The sequence below is a fragment of the Micromonospora sp. WMMD1128 genome (assembly GCF_027497235.1).
Taxonomy (GTDB): domain Bacteria; phylum Actinomycetota; class Actinomycetes; order Mycobacteriales; family Micromonosporaceae; genus Micromonospora.
This window is the reverse complement of sequence record NZ_CP114902.1, coordinates 2,511,003-2,531,054: the sequence shown is the minus strand read 5'-3', so window position 1 is coordinate 2,531,054 and position 20,052 is coordinate 2,511,003. Positions and strand designations below refer to the sequence as shown.

Here is a 20,052-nt window from a genome sequence, read left to right as displayed (position 1 = left end):
GGGTCTGCGAACCGGCCGGACCGCAGCACCCGCGCTTGGAGACATCAACTTCGGTACTCCCCTCCTGGCTTCAGGGCGTCACCTGTCCTCCCGTGGTCGTTCCCTTGGCGAACGCGGCGGCCCGCTGATCGAGTCGCTTGGCGAAGGAGGGCAGCCGTGCGCCGAGGCTGCCGAGTCGCGTCCTGATGTTCTTTACCGCTGCGGACGCCCGCCCGGACTGAACCCCCGCCATCGCGTCCATTGCACGGTTCCAGTTCTCGACCGCGCCCCGCAGCCGTCCCTGAGCGCATTGGACGTCGGCGAGGTTGGCAAGGGTCAACGTGTGAGTGCGGCGGTACGCCTCGGTGTCCCGGGTCGCGATCGACCGCCGGAGTTGGGCCTCGGCCGCCGGGAGGTCGCCAAGGTCCCGCAAGGCTTGACCGGCTTGGCTGGCGAGGGAGGTTTCGGTGAACCCGCTGGTCCTGATCCAGGTCGGCTCGTCATCGGGTGAGGCGTCCGCGAGATGCGCTTCGGCCGCACGAATCGCCGCCGACGTGCGGGTGCTGTCGCCCGTTGCCCCATGTCCCCGGGCGCTGACGATGGTGAACAGCGCGGTCGCGGCCGGCGTTGTCCTACCCTTCGACCATTCGATGGACGAGTTGGCGAGTTGAAGGGCCTCCTGGCCATGGCCGAGGTCGACCGCCTGGTGTGCCATCGCGCGCAGCGTGAAGCCGGCGAGGGCCCGATCGTCTGCCTCGTTCGCGAGGCGCAGCGACTGGACGTAGTAGCGCTGGGCGAGCCCGTGCAGGGATGAGTCGAAGGCTTTCCAGCCGGCGAGGTAGGTCATCTCGGCGGCAGCGCTGAACATCGCCACCCGGTCGCGGTCGGAAGAGAACCGCCCCTGCAGAAAGCCGGCCACGTCGGAGGTGAGGTACTGGACCACGGCGAGCCGGGCGTGTCCTCCACCGAACCGTTCGTCAGCGGTGCTGAACACGGTCAGCATGTCCCGTACCGCGTCGATCTCCCGGGGACCGACGGCGACGTTACCACCCTGTGCACGCCGGCCCCGGTCCGCGATCTCCTGCCAGGATTCCAGTGGCACAGCGAGCGCCGCCAGCGAGTACAGGGCGGTGAGCCCGAACGCTCGTCGCTCCAAGTCGGCCCTCCCGACTGTCAGGAGATCGATGGCCGGTGCATGTCCCCACCAATCCAGGCCGTCTAGGTCAGGCTCAAGGCTATCGCCTCTGAGGAGCCCGAGACAGGCCGGATCGGCTACCCGGCCGAGCCTGCGGGAGATCGCCTCGGCGAGATAGCGGGCGGTGCTACCGCTTGGCTTCACCCCGGCAACCCAATGCCCAACGTGTGACCTGTCGCAGGAGAACAGCGCCTCGCCGTTCTCGCGAGCGACGGCGCGTACGGCGCACGCGCAGGCGTCGTACGACCATGCGCACTCTCTGATCGCGTCTCGCAAACGTTCGTTGCGCTGCTTCGGTGCCCGCGTCATTCACCGGCCTTCCGTGCTCGGTCTGCGTTCAACGTGTTCCACATGCCCGATGGGCAGACGAACTACCAGCGGGCAGCGGATGCGGTTTCACTCTATGTGGGACCTGCGACACAGGAGGTGAGCGCTCGTGGTTTCCCACGCCGTGTCGGTGGTGTTCGGTGGGCTGGTGCCGGGGTTCCTGCTCGGCCTGCTCGCGTTCCGGGTGAAGTCCCGCTGGTGTCCGCGCTGTGGACAGTCCACCGAGGCCATGCGCCCGCCCGTGGAGCGGCAGCGGTGACCGGGCAACGGCTGCGGGACACCGACGAGGCGCCGATCGGGCGGCGGGTGGCCCGCTGGCGGGCCCGGCGGCGGATGACCCAGCAGATGCTCGCCGACCGGCTCGGCAAGTCGAAGAGCTGGGTCGACAAGGTCGAACGCGGCGTGCGTGCCCTCGACCGCTACTCGGTGATCCAGGAGATCGCCGAGGTGCTCCGCGTGGACCCGGCGGTCCTGCTCGATCCGCGCCGGCCCGCGCCGACTGCGGCGTCCGGGTTGGACGGCGTGGAGGCGGTCCGCGCCGCGCTCGCCCGCTACCACCGCCCGGCCGGGCCGACGGCACCGCCGGACACGGTCCAACGGCACGTCGCGCACGCCTGGCTGACCTACCAGCATGCCCACTACGCCCAGCTTCTGCGCGCGTTGCCTGCCCTGCTGGACGCCGCCCACGGCACCCCCGCCCTGCTGCCGCCGGCGTACCGGCTCACCGCCTCGGTGCTGGTCAAGCTCGGCGAGGCCGACCTCGCCTGGCTGGCCGCCGACCGGGCCGTCGCCGCCGCCGGTGATCCGGCTCGCGCCGCCGCCGCGACCATCGCCGTCGCCGAGGCGCTGCGCGCCCTGGGCCGCGACCACCTCGCCCGCACCGCCGCCCTCGCGGCCGTCGACACCACCACCGATCATGGGGTACGCGGAACGCTGCTCGTCCAGGCCGCCGTAGCCGCCGCCGGTGGTGGCGACCGCCGCCACGCCGACGACCTGCTCGGCCACGCCGCCGCGCTTGCCGATCGGGGTACGGCCGACGACGGCCCGCATCACACCGAGTTCAATCCCACAGTCGTGCTGCTGGCCCGCTTCCTCGCCGCGCTCGCACTCGGCGAGCACGCCGAGGCGGTGCACCGGCACGAGCATGCCGTGCGCACCGACGGGTGGCGTCGACTTCCCGCCGAGCACCGGGCCGCCCACCTGGTCGACGCCGCCCGCGCGTACCTCCAGGCCGGTGATCTCACCGCCGCCGGGCAGGCGCTCGTCGACGCCGACCGGATCGCGCCCGCCGAGGTCCGGTGCCGGCCGGTCGCGCGTACCCTGCTCGCCGAGATCGCCCCGCGCGACCCGGCGGCGGCCGACGTGGCCCGGCTCGCGGCCCTGGTCGGCCTGGCCCGCTGAACGAGCCCCGACGGCCCACATACCCGGCTCGCATTTAGTGAGGGCCATCTATATTGACGGATCTCGCAGGCGGGGACAGACTCTCGGCACCACCACCCCCATGATCCCGCTCCGGGAGGGCGCCATGAACCGTCCCCGCCTGCCGTTCGCGCGTACGGCCGCACGACTGGCCGCGCTCGCCGCGGCCACCGCCGGCGTGCTGCTCGCCGTCACCGCACCCGCGCACGCCGCCGTGCCCTCCGGGCGGTACGTGGCGCTCGGCGACTCGTACACCGCCGGCCCGCTCATCCCCACCCAGGTCGACCTGAACTGCCTGCGGTCCAACCGCAACTATCCGTCGCTGGTCGCCGCGTCCGCCGGCTCGTCGTCGTTCGCGGACGTGAGCTGCTCCGGCGCCACCACCGACGACATCCTGTACGGCGGGAGCGGGCAACTCGGCATCAACCTGCCGCCGCAGCTCAACGCCGTCACGTCGAACACCGCTCTGGTGACGGTGCAGATCGGCGGCAACGACATCGGATTCTCGGGGATCATCAGCGCCTGCGCGGAGGACAGCCTCAGCAGCCCGCTCGGCTCACCCTGCAAGGACCGGTACACCGCCGGCGGCACCGACCAGCTCCGGGCCCGGATCGCCGCCGCCGCCCCGAAGGTGACCACGGTGCTGCGGTCGGTGCGGCAGGCCGCGCCGAACGCGCGGGTGGTGGTGCTCGGCTACCCGGCGATCGTGCCGGACAGCGGGTACGGCTGCTGGCCGGTGGTGCCGATCGCCTACCAGGACGTGCCCTACCTGCGCGGCGTCGCGAAGGCGCTCAACACGATGCTGTCCGACACCGCGGCGGCGAACGGCGCGAGCTACGCCGACGTCTACACCCCGTCGATCGGGCGGGACGCGTGCAAGAGCAGCGGCACCCGCTGGGTCGAGGGCTTGGTGCCGCAGAACTCGGCCGCCCCGTTCCACCCCAACGCCCGGGGTGAGCAGGGCATGGCCACCGCCCTGCTGGCACACCTGAACTGAGCGGGTTCCTGGAGCCGGTCCCGCCGCGCTGCGGGACCGGCTCGGACCGGGCTCGGACCGGCTCGGACCGGGCCCGGCCGGCGCACGGTGGCCGCAGCACGACGCCTATCGCCCACAATGAGGGATTTTCCTCCCACTTTCCAGGACGCGTGCAGATCTTGGAAGCAACGTGCCCCCAGAGGGGCCATCTCCTTCCAAGATCTTCAGACGACGGGTGTCGTCGCGTCACCGCGAGACGCCGGACCCAGCCGAGGAACCGGTCGTGGAGCGCCGCTCCAGGTGTGACCTCCCGGGACGGGTCGGGTTCGCGGATGGCGCCCCGTCCCGCCGGGCGTCGCCTCCAGCGGCACGGGGCAGGGCTGAGCGCGCCCTCGACACCAGCTCGGCGAAGTGGCGGGGTCGGACCGGCCGGGATGCCACCACCTCGCCGGGGTGGAGTGGATCAAGGGAACGCGCTCACCGGACCGGCGTCGGTCAGGTGGCCTCGAAGCGCTCGCGGGTGAGGAACGCCAACTGGGCGCGCTTGTCCGGCATGTCGATCTCGTCGGCGAACGTGAAACCCTCCGTCCGCAGTCGACGCAGCGCCGCCTCGTTGCGCACGTCCGGCTCGACCACGATGCGCCGCGCCGCCGGGTCCCGCAGCAGGAAGCGGGCCAGCGCCGGGGCGACGGCGGCGGTCAGGCCGCGCGCGTACCGCCGGGGCGGGTTCAACAGCAGGTGCATTCCCACGTCGCCGGGCTGGACCGGGTACCGCTCCCCCACCGGGTCCGCCTCCGGGCGGTAGGTCTGGAACAGCCCGATCGGTTGGTCGTCGAGCAGGATCAGGTAGGCGTGGTGGGTGTCCAGCCCGTCCAGGAACGTGTAGACCTCGCGTACCTCGTCGAGGGTGTGCGACCCCATCCCCCAGAACGAGTTGCGGGGCAGCGTGACCCAACTGTGCAGCAGCTCGGCGTGCCGGTCCGGCCGCACCGGCTCCAACGCGAGGTCGCCGAGGGGAGTCCGTTCCAGGGGGATCACGATAATGTCGTCCTTTGCGAGAGGGCCGGTGGGCACCGGGATCAGCGTCCCGGCCGCCCAGTGGGTCAGTTGGTCGGTGAAGTGCGCGTCTCCGGGCCGTCCGCACGCGCCGAACGGGACGATCCAGCGGCTGGCCGCCCGGTCGGTCAGGTCCCACACGTAGCGGGCGACCGGGCCGCGCCAGCAGTCGTCGGAGACACCCGGCACGCTGGCGGTGGCGAGAACGCAGTCGGTGTCACCGGCGAGCGCCACCCGCTCCCGCATCGCCGCGACGGCGTCCACCGTTGCGGCAGCCACGCCCAGGTGCACCGGGTGCGGCAGGTGCCGCCGGCCCCACGCCCCGGGCGGCGGCGCGGCGGCCACCTCGACAAGCGCGTCGCCACCGAGCGACCCGACATCGAGCCCGGCAATCCCAGGCGACCCGACATCGAACCCGGCAGCCCCGAGCGACCCGACATCGAACCCGGCAGCCCCGACATCGAGCCCGGCAGCCCCGGCATCGAGCCCGGCAGCCCCGGCGTCGAGCCCGGCCTCGACGAGGTGGTCCAGGGCCAGGCCGATCCGGGTCGCCGGGTCGGTCCAGGGGGTGAACAGCTCGTCGTACCCGGACGGTTGGTGCAGCGCCCGCAGCGACGGGTGGGCGGCCAGCCGGCGGGCGAGCGCGGACCGCCAGGCCGCGTACGCGCCGGCCTCGATCGAGTCGGCCGCCATCTCCCGGTCCCAGGCCAGCAGCCGGTCGCGCAGCGCGCGGGCCGGCGCGTCGAGCCGGGCCGGGTCGAGCCGGCGCAGCAGCCGGTACGTCGGGGTCGCCGGGAGTCGGGCGTCGGTGTGCACGGTGGACGACCCGACGCCGTCGGCGAGCAGGGCGCGGATCCGCCGGGCGCGGTGCGGCGGCGCGAAGTCGACACCGTGTGCGGCGACATCCGCACGCCGGTCGTTGGCGCAGACCGCGACACCGCCGAACGCCGGGCCCGCGCGACCATCGGCAGAGCCGTCGAACGCCCGCTCCGCGCGACCATCGGCAGAGCCGCCGAACGCCCGACCGTCACCGGCCGACACGGTCTCGTCCACCATCGGCAGGTGGTCGCCGCGCCAGTGGTGTCGCGGCTCCCAACCGGGCACCGGCTCCCGGCGGCACCGCTCGTCGCGTACCGGGACCAGGCCGGCGACCAGGCGGCGGACCGCGCCCCCGGTGTCGGCGGCGAGCACGCTGTTGACGGGCTCGACCCAGCCGCGCAGCGCGTCGGCGACGTCGCCGGCCCGGCGGGCGCGCAGCAGCGGCAGCAGCGCCTCGAAGCCGAGGCGGGCCTCCACCCGGCTCGGCGTCCGCAGGCTGATCGCCTCGCCGGTGACCCGGTCGTGGTCGATGACCGGGCCGCGCGGCGTCTCGATGATCTCGACGGTCTCCGGGGCGCCGCCGCGCACCTCGACCGTCTCGACGTGGCGGGCGGCGGGCGTCCACCCGTCCGGGTCCCGCACCAGCACCCGGTCGCCGTCGCGGCGGAGTTGCTCGCGGTAGAGGTCCTGGTAGTCGGCCATCGCGTTGGTGACGGCCCAGGCCACGTGCCCGGCGTGGCCGAAGTGCGGCAGGCCGGGTACGCCGGGGAAGGCGAGCCCGACCACGTCGAACTCCGGGCAGGCCAGCCGGATCTGCTGGTAGATGCCGGGGAGTTCGAGCAGCCGGTGCGGGTCGCCGGCGAGCACCGGGCCGCGTCCGGTGGCGGGGTCGGCGGGCAGCGCCCAGGCGTTGCTGCCGGACGACGCCGGCCCCTCCACGGCGAACAGGCCGACCGCCTCGGGGCCGAGCGTGCGGGCGACGTGGGCGTGCCAGAGCTTGTTCGGGAAGGTGGAGAAGAGCGCGTGCTGGACGAGGAAGACACCCAGCGGGGTCCACGGCTGCCAGGGTTCGGGGGCGCTGCCGGTGGCGGCGAACTCGGGTGCGGCGGCGGCGCCCTCGGCGAGGCCGGAGTTGACGCCGTCGACGTACGCCCCGACCCACCGGCGGGTGTCCGGGTCGAGTCGCTCGTGGCAGCGCCGGGCCGTGTCGTCCAGCCGGGCCCGCCGGGCGAAGCGGTCCCAGGCCAGCTCGGTCGGGCCGACCCGGGCGGCCAGCCGGCCCTCGGCGCGCCACCGCTCCACGCAGATCTGCCACGCCCGGTCCAGGGCGGCGACGCGGCCCTGGAGGCGGGCCAGCGCGTCGGTGTCGCCGGCCCAGAGTTGGGGCACGCCCCACCGGTCGCGATCGACGCGCGTCACCGGCTCGGCCCGACCGGACGGCAGTTCCCTCGACTAGACACTTAGGTTACCCTCCCCTAACTGAGGTCGACCTTACCGGGAGGGATTCGTGAAACGGAACTGGGAGGGCCTGGTGCTGAGGGCCATGGGCGGCCGGGACTTCCGGCTCACCGTGCTGGGCACCGAGTCGGTAGACGGGCACTACCAGCGCCTGCTCCTCGACGACGGCGGCCTGCTCACAGCGCACGGTACGCACCCCACCATGTGGATCCGGCTCTGGTTCGACAACGGCGGGCGGGCGCACCAGCGCGCGTACACGCTCGTCGACCCGGATCCGGCGACCGGACGGTTCACGCTGGAGTTCGCCCTGCACGACGGCTGCGCCGCCAACTGGGCCGCCGCCGCCACGGTCGGCGACACCATCGACGCGACGCTGCAGGGCAGCGCGTTCCAGTTTCCCGATCCGGCCCCGGAGCACCTCTATCTGGTCGGCGACGCCGCGTCGCTGCCGGCGGTCAACAGCCTGCTCGACGCGGGCGCCGACATCCCGGCGACGGTCTGGTTGGAGTACGCGCACGAGGGCGAGAAGGCGTTGACCCCGCGCGCCCGCGCCCACCACGACGTGACCTGGGTGCCACGGCGCGACGCGGGGCGGCACCTGGTCGACACGGTCCGCGCGGCGCTGCCCGCCGCCGGGTCCGCGCACTACTGGCTGGCCTGCGAGGCGGCCACCACCCGCGACCTCACCCGGCACCTGCGGCGCACGCTCGGCGTCGGCAAGCACCAGCTCACCTCGCTCGGCTACTGGCGGGCCGCCTGATGGGGCGTCTCGGCACGCTGACCGCGCTCTACGTCACGCAGTATCTCGGGGTCGGCTTCATCACCGTCGGGCTCACCGCCATCCTGCGCGACGGCGGCACCTCGCTGGACACGCTCGCGCTGGTGCAGGTCGTCGGCCTGATCTGGCCGATCAAGTTCCTCTGGGCGCCGATCCTGGACCGGTACGGCTCCCGGCGCCGCGGCCACTACCGGTCCTGGCTGCTGGTGTTGCAGACCGCGCTGGTGCTGACGTTGCTGGCGCTGCTGCCGTTCTCCCGCCCGGCGGACCAGCTCGGCCCGGTCGTGGCGGTCTGCGCCGCGTTCGTGTTCTTCTCGGCCACCCAGGACATCGCCGCCGACGCGGTCGCGGTGCGGCTGCTGACCGCCGCCGACCGGGGCACCGGAAACGGCATCCAGGTGGCGGCCAGCTATCTGGGCAACCTGCTCGGCGGTGGCGCCTGCGTGCTGGTGTACGACATGTTCGGCTGGGCGCCGGCGATCGGCCTGCTGGCCGCGCTGACCGCGGTCGGGCTGCTCGTGGTGTGGCGGTTCCGGGAGCCGGAGCGCACCGACCGGGCGGTCCGTATCGGCGCCGCGTACCGGGCGCTGGTGTCGGTGTTCGGCCAGCCCGGCTGCCGGTGGTGGACGTTCGGCGTGGTGCCGCTCGTCTACGTCGGCGCCGGCATGGCGTACGCGCTCGTGACGCCCGCGCTCGTCGACGCCGGCTGGTCGTTGGGGCGGATCGGCGTGGTGACAGGCGTGGTGACGAGCGTGCCGGCGATCGTGGCCGGGCTGGTCGCGGGGATCGGCGTCGGCCGGTTCGGCCGGGCCGGTGTGCTGGTCGCAGGCGGGGTGACCCTGGCGCTGTCCACGGTGGCGCTGCTGCCGCTGATGAACGGTCGCGCACCCCTTGGTGGCACGGTCGCCGCGCTGTCCTTCTTCCTGGTCGCCTACACGATCGCCAACGTGGTGCTCTACACGGTCAACATGGACTACTCCCGGCCCGGCAGCGGCGGCACCGACTTCACCGTGTTGTCGTCGTTCGGGCTGGTCTGCTCGTTCGTGGCCGCCTCGGTCGGGCTCGCCGCCGCCGAGCGGTTCGGTTATCCGGCGGTGGCGCTGGCGTCCCTTGTGCTCGTCGCCGCGGGAGTCGTGGTGGGTGTCGCACACCAGCGGCGGTTCCCGCCCTCCGGGGCGGTGTCGCGGCCGACTTCCGTGCGGGAGCCGGACTTGATTGTTAGGTAAGGCTACCCTAACCTGATGTCCGCGTGGCCATGGCCGCGTTCCTGTCCGCACGACTACCGGGAAGTCGCATGAGTTCGATCGGCACCGCAGCGCGCGCCCACCTGTTCAACGCCGACTCGCTCGGGCGATACCGGGACGTGCTGGCGCGCGGCGTCGACCGGGTCGCCCGCCGGGTCGGCGAGGTGGACCGCCCGTGCACCGGCATCACCCCGGAGGCCCTCGCCCCGCTTGTCGGCGGCATCGACCTGGACCGACCGCTCGGTGACACCGACGCCGCCCTGGACGAGCTGCACGACGTCTGGTTGCGCGACGCGGTGTACTTCCACCACCCGCGCTACCTGGCCCACCTGAACTGCCCGGTGGTCATCCCGGCGCTGCTCGGCGAGGCGGTGCTCAGCGCGGTCAACTCCTCCCTGGACACGTGGGACCAGAGCGCCGGCGCCACGCTGATGGAACGGCGGCTGATCGAGTGGACGGCCGGACGGATCGGCCTCGGCGCCGCCGCCGACGGCGTGTTCACCAGCGGCGGCACCCAGTCCAACCTCCAGGCGATGCTGCTGGCCCGGGAGGAGGCGTACCGCCGGGAGGTCGGCTCCGCGGCCACCCGCCCGGCCCGGCCCGAGGTGCTCGCCCGGCTGCGGATCATCACTTCCGCCGCCGGCCACTTCAGCGTGCAGAAGGCCGCCAAGCTGCTCGGCCTGGCCGCCGACGCGGTGCTCACCGTGCCCACCGACGCCGGCCGCCGGATGCGCACCGACGAGCTGGCCCGCGCCATCGACCGCTGCCGGCGCGACGGGCAGGTGGTGATGGCCGTGGTCGCCACCGCCGGCACCACCGACTTCGGCACCATCGACCCGCTGCCGGAGATCGCCGACATCTGCGTCGCCGCCGGCATCTGGCTGCACGTGGACGCCGCGTACGGCTGCGGGTTGCTGGTCTCCCCCACCCGCCGGCACCTGCTCGACGGCATCGAGCGGGCCGCCTCGGTGACCGTCGACTACCACAAGTCGTTCTTCCAGCCGGTCAGCTCCAGCGCGCTGCTGGTACGCGACGGCCGCACGCTGCGGCACGCCACCTGGCACGCCGACTACCTCAACCCGGCCCGGGCGGTCGAGCAGGGCATCCCGAACCAGGTCGACAAGAGCATCCAGACCACCCGCCGGTTCGACGCCTGCAAGCTCTGGCTGACCCTGCGGATCATGGGACCGGACGCGGTCGGCGCGCTCTTCGACCAGGTGGTCGACCTGGCCGCCGACGCCTGGCGGCACCTCGACGCCGACAGCCGCTTCGAGGTGGCGGCCCCGTCCGCGCTCAGCACCGTGGTCTTCCGGTACGCGCCGTCCGGCGCGGCCCCGAACCTGGTCGACGAGGCCAACCTGCACGCCCGTGAGGCCCTCGCCGCCTCCGGCGCGGCACTCGTCGCCGGCACCAAGGTCGACGGCGCGCACTGGCTGAAGCTGACGCTGCTCAACCCGGAAACCACGGTGGACGACATCGCCGCCGTGCTCGACCTGATCGCCGAGCACGCCGCCTGGTACGCCGGGACCGCCGCCACGCTGTCCCCGGTCGGGTGAGGAGAGACATGCCGGACTTCATCGCGATCGGCCTCGGCCCGTACAACCTCGGCCTGGCCTGCCTCACCGCGCCGCTCGACGACCTGGACGGGCTGTTCCTGGAGGCCCGCGACGGCGTCGACTGGCACCCGGGGATGATGCTCGACTCGACCCGGTTGCAGACGCCGTTCATCGCCGACCTGGTCACGCTCGCGGACCCCACCTCGCCGTACTCGTTCCTCAACTATCTGAAGGAGACCGGCCGGCTCTACCCGTTCTACATCCGGGAGAGCTTCTTCCCGCTGCGCGCCGAATACAGCGACTACTGCCGCTGGGCCGCCGCGAAGCTGCCGAACCTGCGTTTCCGGCACGCCGTCACCCGCGTCGAGCACGACGGCGACCACTACGTGGTGCACGCCGACACCCCGGACGGGCCGGTCACCCACCGGGCCCGGCACCTGGTGCTCGGCACCGGCACCCCGCCGTACCTGCCGCCGGCCTGCGCCGGCCTCGGCGGCGACCTGATCCACAACTCCCGCTACCGGGACCACCGGGAGGCGCTGCGCGCCAAGGGCAGCATCACCGTCGTCGGCAGCGGCCAGAGCGCCGCCGAGATCTACGCCGACCTGCTCGCCGACATCGACACGTACGGCTACCAGCTCACCTGGGTCACCCGCTCGCCCCGGTTCTTCCCGCTGGAATACACCAAGCTGACGTTGGAGATGACCTCACCGGACTACGTGGACTATTTCCACGCGCTGCCCGAGCCGACCCGCTACCGGCTGGAGGCGGCACAGAAGCCGCTGTTCAAGGGCATCAACGCCGACCTGATCAACGACATCTACGACACGCTGTACGCCAAGAGCCTGCACGGGCCGGCGCCGACCCGGCTGCTGACGAACACCGAACTTGTCGACGCCGCACACGTCGACGGCCGCTACCGGCTCGGGCTGCGCCACACCGAGCAGGACCGGGGGTTCACGCTCGACACCGAGGGCCTGGTGCTTGCCACCGGCTACCACTACCGGGTGCCGGAGTTCCTCGCGCCGGTGCGCGACCGGCTGCGCTTCGACGCCCACGGCCGTTTCGACGTGGCCCGCAACTACAGCGTCGACCACACCGGCCGGGGCGTGTTCCTCCAGAACGGCGGCACGCACACGCACAGCATCACCTCCCCCGACCTGGGCATGGGCCCGTACCGCAACTCGTGGATCATCCGGGAGCTGACGGGCCGCGAGCACTACCCGATCGAGAAGACGATCGCGTTCCAGGATTTCGGGGTGGCCTCGTGAGTACGTTCTCGCATCTGGACGACCGGCTCGGCGAGTTCACGCTGCGCCCGCTTGACGCCGACGCGGACGCGCCGCTGCTGCACCGCTGGGTCACCCATCCGAAGGCCGCGTTCTGGCTGATGGGCGACGCCGACGTGGCGGGTGTGGCCGAGGCGTACCGGACGATCGCCGCGCACCCGCACCACGCCGCGTACCTCGGCTCGTGGCGCGGCCGGCCGGCGTTCCTGGCCGAACGGTACGACCCGGCCCGGGTCGAGCTGGTCGGGTTGTACGACCCGGAGCCCGGCGACGTCGGCATGCACTTCCTCTGCGCTCCCACCGACACCCCGGCGCACGGCTTCACCCACGCGGTCCTCACCACGATCATGGCCTGGCTGTTCGCCGACCCGGCGACCCGCCGGGTGGTGGTGGAGCCGGACGTGCGCAACACCGCCGTGCACGCGCTCAACGCCGCCGTCGGCTTCACCGTCGTCGGCGAGATCCGCAAACCGGAGAAGGACGCGCTCCTCAGCGTCTGCACCCGCGAGCGGTTCCGGAAAGCCATCGAAGGAGACCAGCGGGCATGATCGACCACCTGACCCCCGAGGCGTGGGCGACGGCCAACCGGCTGCTGGTGCGCAAGGCGCTCGCCGAGTTCGCCCACGAACGCCTGATCGTCCCCGAGCCGGCCGGGCCCGGACAGTGGGTCGTGCGCGGCGACGACGGCACCGTGGAGTACCGGTTCGCCGCGCGGCGGCTGGCGCTCGACCACTGGCAGATCGACGCCGCGAGCATCACCCGGCACCGCGACGGCGCGGAACTGCCGCCCGACGCCGTCGACCTCTGCGTGGAACTGCGCGGCGCGCTCGGCCTCACCGACGCGGTCCTGCCGGTCTATCTGGAGGAGATCACCTCCACCCTCGCCGGCACCGCGTACAAGCTCGGCAAGCCGCCGGTCACCGCCGCCGAGCTGGCCGCCGCCGACTTCCAGGCCATCGAGACGGGGATGACCGAGGGTCACCCCTGCTTCGTGGCGAACAACGGCCGGCTCGGCTTCGGCGCGCACGACTACCATCGGTACGCCCCGGAGGCCGCCGCCCCGGTCCGGCTGTTCTGGCTGGCCGCGCACCGCGACCACGCCACCTTCACCTGCGCCGCCGACCTCGACTACGACACGCTCGTCCGCGCCGAGTTGGGCAACGAGACGCTGGACCGGTTCGCCGCCACGCTCGCCGGGCTCGGCCTCGACCCGGCCGACTACCTGCTCATCCCGGTGCACCCGTGGCAGTGGTGGAACAAGCTCGCCGTGACGTTCGCCGGCGAGGTGGCCACGCGGCGGCTGGTCTGCCTCGGCGAGGGGCCGGACGAGCACCTCGCCCAGCAGTCCATCCGTACCTTCTTCAACGTCACCGACCCGGCGAGGCACTACGTCAAGACCGCGCTGTCGGTGTTGAACATGGGCTTCATGCGGGGCCTGTCCGCCGCGTACATGGAGGCCACGCCGGCGATCAACGACTGGTTGGCCGCGCTGATCGACGGCGACCCGGTGTTCCGCCGCGCCGGCCTGACCATCCTGCGGGAGCGGGCCGCGGTCGGCTACCGGCACCGGCAGTACGAGGCGGCCACTGACCGCTCCTCGCCGTACCGGAAGATGCTCGCGGCGCTCTGGCGGGAGAGCCCGGTGCCCGGCCTGCCGCCCGGCCGGCGGCTGGCCACCATGGCGTCGCTGCTGCACCTCGACCGGGACGGTCGCCCGCTGGCCGGCGCGCTGATCGACGCCTCCGGGCTGCCGCCGGCGGACTGGCTGCGCCGCTACCTGGACGCCTACCTGGTGCCGCTGCTGCACAGCCTGTACGCCCACGACCTGGCGTTCATGCCGCACGGCGAGAACGTCATCCTGGTGCTCGACGGCGGCGTGGTGGAACGGGTGATCTTCAAGGACATCGCCGAGGAGATCGTGGTGATGAACCCGGACGCCGAGCTGCCGTCGCCGGTGCGCCGGGTCCGGGCGGCCATCCCGGAGGGCGAGAAGATCCTCGCCATCCTCACCGACGTGTTCGACTGCTTCCTGCGGCACCTGAGCGCCGCCCTGCACACCTCCGGCGTGCTCGACCAGGACGACTTCTGGCGCACCGTGGCCGACTGCGCGACGGGTTACGCCGAGACCGTGCCGCACCTGGCCGACCGGATGCGCCGGCACGACCTGTTCGCGGCGGAGTTCGCGCTGTCCTGTCTCAACCGGCTCCAGCTCAGGAACAACCGGCAGATGGTGGACCTGGCCGACCCGTCCGCCGCGTTGCAGTTCGCCGGCACGCTCGCCAACCCGCTGGCCCGGTTCGCGCCGCCCCGGTGACCGACGCCTGGTGACCGACGCCCCGTGACCGACGCCCCGGTGACCGACGTGGCGAACCTCGCAGAATGGGATGTTTAGGATAGGCTTGCCTAAACGTGAGCGCGAGGAGGCGGGATGCGGCTCTACCTGACCGCGTTGAACCCCACCGACGCCGTCCTGGAGGGCTTCCTCCCGGCGGCCGACGCGCTCGACCTGCCGGTCACCGTGCTGACCGACCGGCCGGGCGAGTGGCCCACCGGCGCGCCGGTGCGGCGCTGCGCGGTCCGCGACGCGGCGGCTGTCGTGGCGGCCACGGCGGCCGAGCCGCCCGCCGCGTTGCTGTCCAACAGCGACCACCTCCAGGAGGCGACCGCCGTCGCCGCCGGCAAGCTCGGCCTGCCCGGCAAGGACCCGGACGCGGCCCGGCGGTGCAAGGACAAGGCGGCCATGCGCCGCGCGCTCGCCCGCGCCGGCCTGGACCCGGTCCGCGTGGTGACAGTCGACCCGGGCGCGCCGCCCGACGTGCCGAACGGCCTCCTCCCGGCGGTGGTCAAGCCCCGCGACGGGGTGGCAAGCGAGGACGCGTACCTGGTCACCGACCGGGCCGACCTGGCGGCCCGGGTCGCCGCGATCCGCCGGCGGCGACCGGAGGTGGCGCTCGTCGTCGAGGAGTACCTGACCGGGGAGCTGCACACCTACGACACGCTCGGCGACGGACGCTCGCTCGCGACGCTTGGCGGCTGGCACACCGGCCTCGGCCCGCCACCCACCTTCACCGAGGTCAGCCTCGACTGGTCACCCCCGCCACCGGCCCACCGCGCCCGGCTCGGCACGCTGCTCGACGCACTCGGCGTCGGCTTCGGGGCCTGCCACACCGAGTACGTCGTGCGGGGCGACTGGATCCGGCTGATCGAGGTGAACGACCGTCTGATCGGCGACCGGATGGACCTGATCCTCACCGACCTGCTCGGGGTGCCGCTGTTCGCCCACGTCATCCGGCTGCACCTGGGCGAGCCGCTGGCCGCGCTGGACCTGCCCGACCCGGCCACGCTCGACCGGCACGCCCGGGTCGAGTACGTCTGCGCGGACCGGTCCGGCCGGCTCGTCGCGGCACCCGGACGGCGGGACACCGTCCGCGACGGCGTCCGGCTGTCCTGCCGGCCGATGCGTCAGGTGGGCCGGGTCGCGGAGCACACCGGCACCAACCGCGACTACCTGGCCGCGCTGCACGGCATCGGCCCCGACCCGGACGGGGTGCGGGCCGCGCTCGCCGTGTTCCGCCGCGAGCTGAGCTGGACCATCACCTGATGATCGACGCCAGCGAGCGGCAGGTGTTCGCCCGGGTGCTCGACGCCCTGCTCCGCGAGGACCACCTCGGTCTCCTGCGTCACGGCCGGCTCGTCGGCGACCGGTGGGAGACCCCGTGCCCGGCCGGGCTGCTGCGCGTACCGGTCCGGGTCGACGGGTTCCAGGCGGCGCTGCGCTGCGCGACCGCCGCCGTGGACGTCCGGGTCGCGGGCGGCGGCGACCGCCGGGTGGACACGCTCGACGGCCTGCTCGTGCTGCTCACCCCGAGCGGCGACGCCGAGGCCGAGGCCGGGTGGCGCACGTTCGCCGCCGAGTGCCACGCCGACCTGCGGGCCCGCCGGCTCGCCGCCCGGGCCCGACCGGCGGTGTTCGCCGCCGTGGCCGCCGAGCGGACGACCGCGCCGGCCGGCATGGCGGCGGCGCTGCTCGACGACGTGCTCGCCGCGCACGCCGGCCACCCGGTCTACCCGACCGACCGCTGCCGGCACGGGCTCCACGACGACGACCTGATCCGGTACGCCCCGGAGCACGCGCCCCGCTTCACGCTGCGCTGGCACGCCGCGCCCCGGGCGCAGGTGCGGCTCACCGGCCCGTTGCCCGCCTGGTGGCCGGCGGCGGAGCGGGCCGGTGACCTGCTGCTCCCGGCGCACCCGCTCACCGCGGCCCGGCACGCGCTGCCGGTGACGGACCGGCCGGCGGTGACCGTGCGGCCCACCCTCTCGATGCGGACGGTGGCGCTCGCCGACGACCCGTACACCCATCTCAAGCTGCCGCTGCCCACCGCCACGCTCGGCGCCCGCAACCGGCGCGGCCTGCGACCGGACACCCTCGCCGACGGCGCGGCGGTGGCCGGGCTGCTGGACCGGATCGCCGCCGCCGAACCCGCCTTCGCCGGCCGGATCCGGCACGCCGACGAGCACACCTACGGTCACCTCGGCGACGCCGACGGACCGGCGTTCCTGCTCCGCCGGTTCCCCCGGGACCTGTCCGGCACCCGGGTGGTGCCGGTGGCGGCGCTCGCCGCGCCGGACCCGGCGGGCGGCACCGTGCTGGAGCGGATCGGCGGCGACCGTCCCGTGGCCGTGCTGGAGTCCTATCTGGACCTGCTGCTCGACTGGCACGTCTGCCTGTGGCTGCGCTACGGCGTGGCGCTGGAAGCCCATCCGCAGAACATCCACCTGCTGCTGCGGCCGGACGGGACACTCGGCCTGCTCTACAAGGACGACGACGGCGCGCGGCTCGACCGGCGGCACCGGGACGGGGTGACCCTGCGGGACGCCCGGATGTGGGCGGCCGACCCGGGCGAGCTGGCCGACGTGTTCGTCACCATCACGCTGCACCTGGCCGCCGCCGCGCCGCTGCTGGCGCTTGCGGCCCGGGGCGTGCCCGTGCCGTCGCCGGCCGCCGCGCTGGCCCCCCGGCTCGTCGCGGCGCGGGACCGGTGGGGCGACGGGCCGGCGGCGCGGACCTTCACCGAGCGGGTGCTGCGGGCCGACCGGTTGCCGGTCAAGGCGATGGTCACCGCCGGCACCCTGCTGCCGAAGCAGCGGCTCGGCTGCGCCGACGTGAACAAGTACTACCGGCGCACCGGCCCGAACTACCTGCGGGAGACGCGATGACGAGCACGGGCCTGCGCCGCCGGGCGGCGCCGCACACCCGCCCGGCGGACCTGGCCACCGCGCACGCCGTGTTCGGCTGCCTGGTCCGCGAGGTTGCCGCGCCGGCCGGCGCGGTCACCGTGACCCCCGACGAGGTACGGGTGCGGCTCGGCGCCACCGGGGTGGTGCTGCGGTGCGCGGTGACCCGGGTGTCGCCGGTCGGCGCGCACCGCTACCACGGCCCGGTGCGACACCGGCTCGACGGCGGCCGGTGGGCCGGGGTGGACGCCGAGCGACTGGCCGGGCTGGTGGCGGCGGAGCTGACCGCGCGCACCGGCCGCGACAATCCCGAGTTCATCGGGCAGGTGCTAGCCAGCCGGGACGTCGTGGCCCGGCTGCTGGCCGGGCGGCCGGCCGCCGACCCGACGCCGACCGGTGACGCGGCCCTCGACGCCTACGTGGCGTCCGAGCAGTCGCTCGTCCTGGGCCACCCGCACCACCCGACGCCGAAGTGGCGCAGCGGCGATCCGGACGGCTGGCGGGCGTACGCGCCGGAGCTACGCGCCGCGTTCCGGTTGCACTGGCTCGCCGTGCCGGACGACCTGGTGGCCGAGGCCGGGCCGGTCGAGGAGCTGCTGGCCGCCCTGGACCCGCCGCGCCCACCGGCCGGGCACCTGGCGCTGCCGGTGCACCCGTGGCAGCTCGCGCTGGTGCCGCCGGCGGATCCCCGGGTACGCCGGCTCGGCCCGGCCGGCGCGCCGGTGCGGCCGACCGCGAGCGTCCGCACGCTCTACTCCCCCGACGCGGACCTGTTCGTGAAGACGAGCCTGCACGTGCGGATCACCAACTGCCTGCGCAAGAACGCCAGGTACGAGCTGACCGGCGCGGTCGCGCTTACCGGGCTGCTCGCCGGGATCCCGCTGCCCGACGGCGTGGCGTTGCTCGCCGAACCCGCCTACCGGACCGTCGACTCCCCCGGCGCGGACGAGGCGTACGGGACGATCCTGCGCACCGGGCTGCGCGCCCACCTGCGGCCCGGGCAGACTCCGGTGCTGGCGGCGGCGCTCGCCGCCGCGCCGCTGCCGGTCACCGACCCGGTGGGCTGGTGGCGGCGCTACGTCGGGCTGCTCGCGCCGGCCGTGCTGTACGCCTGGCTGCGGCACGGCGTGGTGCACGAGCCGCACCTGCAGAACGTGGTCGTGGTGCGCGACGCCGACGGTCACCCGGCCCGGATGCTGCTGCGCGACCTGGAGGGGGTGAAGCTCGACACCAGCCGCTGGACCGCCTGGCCGGACGGGGTGCCGCGGCAGGCCGGGTACAGCGCGGACGACTCCCGCCGCCGCGTCGTCTACTGCCTGTTCGTCAACCACCTGGCCGGCGTCTGCGGCGCCCTGGCCGACGCCCGGCCGGGGATCGAGCCGGACCTGTGGCGGGAGGTGCGCGCGGTGGTCTCGGCGGTGGCCGCCGAGCTGAACGATCCGCCGGAGTTGCGCGCGCTGCTTGCCGGTGACCCGCTCGTGGCGAAGGCGAACCTGCTGGTGCGGTGGCGGCGGGACGCGGACCGGGCCGCGCCGTTCGTGCCGGTGCCGAACCCGTTCGGCGCTCGCCGGTGACCCGGCCGGTGTACGTCCACGACCTCGACGCGCTGGCCGGGCACGCGCGGGCGATCCGCGCGGCGCTGCCCCGGCCGGTCGAGTTGCTCTACGCGGTCAAGGCCAACCCGGAGCCGGACGTGCTGCGCACGCTCGCGCCGGTCGTCGACGGCTTCGAGACCGCCAGCCGCGGCGAGCTGCGCCGCCTGGCCGAGGTGCTGCCCGGCCGACCGGCCGCCGGGTACGCCGGGCCGGGCAAGACCGACGCGGACCTGCGCGCCGCGCTCGCCGCGGGGGTGGCGCGGATCCACGTGGAGTCCCCGGCCGAGCTGCGTCGCCTCGGCGCGCTGGCGGTGGCCACCGGCCGGACGGCACGGGTGCTGCTGCGGGTGAACCTGCCCCTGGACGTGCCGGGGGCGAGCCTGGTGATGGGGGGACGGCCCAGCCCGTTCGGGATGGACCCGGCGGACGCGGTGGCGTGCGCCCGCCGTCCCCCGGCCTGCGTCGAGGTGCACGGCGTGCACGCCCACCTGGCCAGCGGGCTGGACGCCCCGCTCGCCGGGGCGGTGGCCGAGGCAGTGGTCCGGTGGTCGGTCGCCGAGATCGGGGCGCGGGAGGTCGACGTGGGCGGCGGCATGGCCGTCGACTACGGCGACCCGGCGGCCCGGTTCGACTGGGCCGGTTACGGCCGGGCGCTCGGCGACGTGCTCGACGCGTACCCGGGGGTGCGGCTGCGGATCGAGCCGGGCCGGTCGGTCACCGTCCACTGCGGCGCGTACCTGACCGAGGTGATCGACGTGAAGCGCTCGTACGGCGAGTGGTTCGCGGTGGTGGCCGGCGGCACGCACCACCTGCGGACACCGGCGGCGAAGGGGCACGCGCAGCCGTTCACCGTGCACCGGCGGCGCGGCGGCGGTGGCCCGCGCACCGACGGCGGGCCGGTGACCGTGGTCGGGCAACTGTGCACGCCGAAGGACGTGTTGTCCCGCTCGGCGGACGCCGGCCCGGTGGGCGTGGGCGACGTGCTGGTGTTCGCCATGGCGGGCGCCTACGCGTGGAACATCAGCCACCGGGACTTCCTGCTGCACGAGCCGCCGGAGTTCCGGGTCGGCGACCCGGACCGGATCGCGGCGGAGTGGGCCGCCCGGCCCGTCGACGGCTGACC

The 20,052-nt window shown here is 74.1% G+C and carries 15 protein-coding genes and 1 pseudogene; 13 read left to right on the top strand and 3 right to left on the bottom strand.

Features of this window, described 5'->3' with window-relative positions; translation table 11 throughout:
- Positions 1-70 precede the first annotated feature (70 nt).
- A complete protein-coding gene (locus tag O7602_RS11555; RefSeq protein WP_281588634.1) occupies positions 71-1,483 on the bottom strand; it encodes a Tat pathway signal protein in 1,413 nt (470 codons plus the stop codon).
- 127 nt (positions 1,484-1,610) lie between these two features.
- Between O7602_RS11555 and O7602_RS11550 the strand changes: the two genes are divergently transcribed.
- From O7602_RS11550 to O7602_RS11540, 3 genes are all read left to right on the top strand, one after another.
- Positions 1,611-1,760, top strand: coding sequence for a hypothetical protein (locus tag O7602_RS11550; RefSeq protein WP_281588632.1), 150 nt, complete (start codon positions 1,611-1,613; stop codon positions 1,758-1,760).
- Entirely contained in the window at positions 1,757-2,902 is a 1,146-nt protein-coding gene (locus O7602_RS11545; RefSeq protein ID WP_281588630.1) for a helix-turn-helix transcriptional regulator, read from the top strand. Before O7602_RS11550 ends, O7602_RS11545 begins: the two co-directional genes overlap by 4 nt.
- A 124-nt stretch (positions 2,903-3,026) precedes the next feature.
- Positions 3,027-3,917: an SGNH/GDSL hydrolase family protein gene (locus tag O7602_RS11540; RefSeq protein ID WP_281588628.1), complete on the top strand. Its 891-nt coding sequence runs from the start codon at positions 3,027-3,029 to the stop codon at positions 3,915-3,917.
- 474 nt (positions 3,918-4,391) lie between these two features.
- Here O7602_RS11540 and O7602_RS11535 read toward each other — a convergent pair whose 3' ends face one another.
- The gene (locus O7602_RS11535) at positions 4,392-4,934 is read right to left on the bottom strand and encodes a GNAT family N-acetyltransferase (RefSeq protein ID WP_281590257.1); all 543 of its coding nucleotides are present in this window, start codon (positions 4,932-4,934) and stop codon (positions 4,392-4,394) included.
- Positions 4,935-4,961: 27 nt separating this feature from the next.
- Positions 4,962-7,190, bottom strand: a pseudogene (locus O7602_RS11530) (penicillin acylase family protein); the annotation flags it as partial.
- Positions 7,191-7,278: 88 nt separating this feature from the next.
- Between O7602_RS11530 and O7602_RS11525 the strand changes: the two are divergent.
- From O7602_RS11525 to O7602_RS11480, 10 genes are all read left to right on the top strand, one after another.
- Positions 7,279-7,989 carry a siderophore-interacting protein gene (locus O7602_RS11525; protein WP_281588617.1) on the top strand — a complete coding sequence of 237 codons (711 nt, stop codon included), beginning with the start codon at positions 7,279-7,281 and terminating at the stop codon, positions 7,987-7,989.
- A complete protein-coding gene (locus O7602_RS11520; RefSeq protein WP_281588615.1) occupies positions 7,989-9,233 on the top strand; it encodes an MFS transporter in 1,245 nt (414 codons plus the stop codon). The genes O7602_RS11525 and O7602_RS11520 overlap by 1 nt, the downstream gene beginning before the upstream one ends.
- A gap of 68 nt (positions 9,234-9,301) precedes the next feature.
- On the top strand, positions 9,302-10,807 hold the full coding sequence (locus tag O7602_RS11515) for an aspartate aminotransferase family protein (RefSeq protein WP_281588613.1): 1,506 nt from the start codon (positions 9,302-9,304) through the stop codon (positions 10,805-10,807).
- A gap of 8 nt (positions 10,808-10,815) precedes the next feature.
- Positions 10,816-12,078, top strand: a complete 1,263-nt coding sequence (locus O7602_RS11510; protein WP_281588611.1) for a SidA/IucD/PvdA family monooxygenase — start codon at positions 10,816-10,818, stop codon at positions 12,076-12,078.
- Positions 12,075-12,644: a GNAT family N-acetyltransferase gene (locus tag O7602_RS11505; RefSeq protein ID WP_281588609.1), complete on the top strand. Its 570-nt coding sequence runs from the start codon at positions 12,075-12,077 to the stop codon at positions 12,642-12,644. The genes O7602_RS11510 and O7602_RS11505 overlap by 4 nt, the downstream gene beginning before the upstream one ends.
- Positions 12,641-14,410: an IucA/IucC family siderophore biosynthesis protein gene (locus O7602_RS11500; protein ID WP_281588607.1), complete on the top strand. Its 1,770-nt coding sequence runs from the start codon at positions 12,641-12,643 to the stop codon at positions 14,408-14,410. The genes O7602_RS11505 and O7602_RS11500 overlap by 4 nt, the downstream gene beginning before the upstream one ends.
- Positions 14,411-14,524: 114 nt before the next feature.
- On the top strand, positions 14,525-15,697 hold the full coding sequence (locus tag O7602_RS11495) for a siderophore biosynthesis protein (RefSeq protein WP_281588605.1): 1,173 nt from the start codon (positions 14,525-14,527) through the stop codon (positions 15,695-15,697).
- The gene (locus O7602_RS11490) at positions 15,697-17,316 is read left to right on the top strand and encodes an IucA/IucC family siderophore biosynthesis protein (protein WP_281588604.1); all 1,620 of its coding nucleotides are present in this window, start codon (positions 15,697-15,699) and stop codon (positions 17,314-17,316) included. Before O7602_RS11495 ends, O7602_RS11490 begins: the two co-directional genes overlap by 1 nt.
- Complete coding sequence (locus O7602_RS11485) at positions 17,313-18,908, top strand: IucA/IucC family protein (RefSeq protein ID WP_281588602.1); 1,596 nt, start codon at positions 17,313-17,315, stop codon at positions 18,906-18,908. Before O7602_RS11490 ends, O7602_RS11485 begins: the two co-directional genes overlap by 4 nt.
- Positions 18,905-20,050, top strand: a complete 1,146-nt coding sequence (locus O7602_RS11480; RefSeq protein ID WP_281588600.1) for an alanine racemase — start codon at positions 18,905-18,907, stop codon at positions 20,048-20,050. The genes O7602_RS11485 and O7602_RS11480 overlap by 4 nt, the downstream gene beginning before the upstream one ends.
- Positions 20,051-20,052 lie beyond the last annotated feature (2 nt).

Coding starts and splice junctions, on each gene's coding strand:
- O7602_RS11555 (WP_281588634.1), bottom strand. CDS start 1,483: ATGACGCGGGCACCGAAGCAGCGCAACGAACGTTTGCGAGACGCGATC.
- O7602_RS11540 (WP_281588628.1), top strand. CDS start 3,027: ATGAACCGTCCCCGCCTGCCGTTCGCGCGTACGGCCGCACGACTGGCC.
- O7602_RS11520 (WP_281588615.1), top strand. CDS start 7,989: ATGGGGCGTCTCGGCACGCTGACCGCGCTCTACGTCACGCAGTATCTC.
- O7602_RS11515 (WP_281588613.1), top strand. CDS start 9,302: ATGAGTTCGATCGGCACCGCAGCGCGCGCCCACCTGTTCAACGCCGAC.
- O7602_RS11510 (WP_281588611.1), top strand. CDS start 10,816: ATGCCGGACTTCATCGCGATCGGCCTCGGCCCGTACAACCTCGGCCTG.
- O7602_RS11500 (WP_281588607.1), top strand. CDS start 12,641: ATGATCGACCACCTGACCCCCGAGGCGTGGGCGACGGCCAACCGGCTG.
- O7602_RS11495 (WP_281588605.1), top strand. CDS start 14,525: ATGCGGCTCTACCTGACCGCGTTGAACCCCACCGACGCCGTCCTGGAG.
- O7602_RS11490 (WP_281588604.1), top strand. CDS start 15,697: ATGATCGACGCCAGCGAGCGGCAGGTGTTCGCCCGGGTGCTCGACGCC.
- O7602_RS11485 (WP_281588602.1), top strand. CDS start 17,313: ATGACGAGCACGGGCCTGCGCCGCCGGGCGGCGCCGCACACCCGCCCG.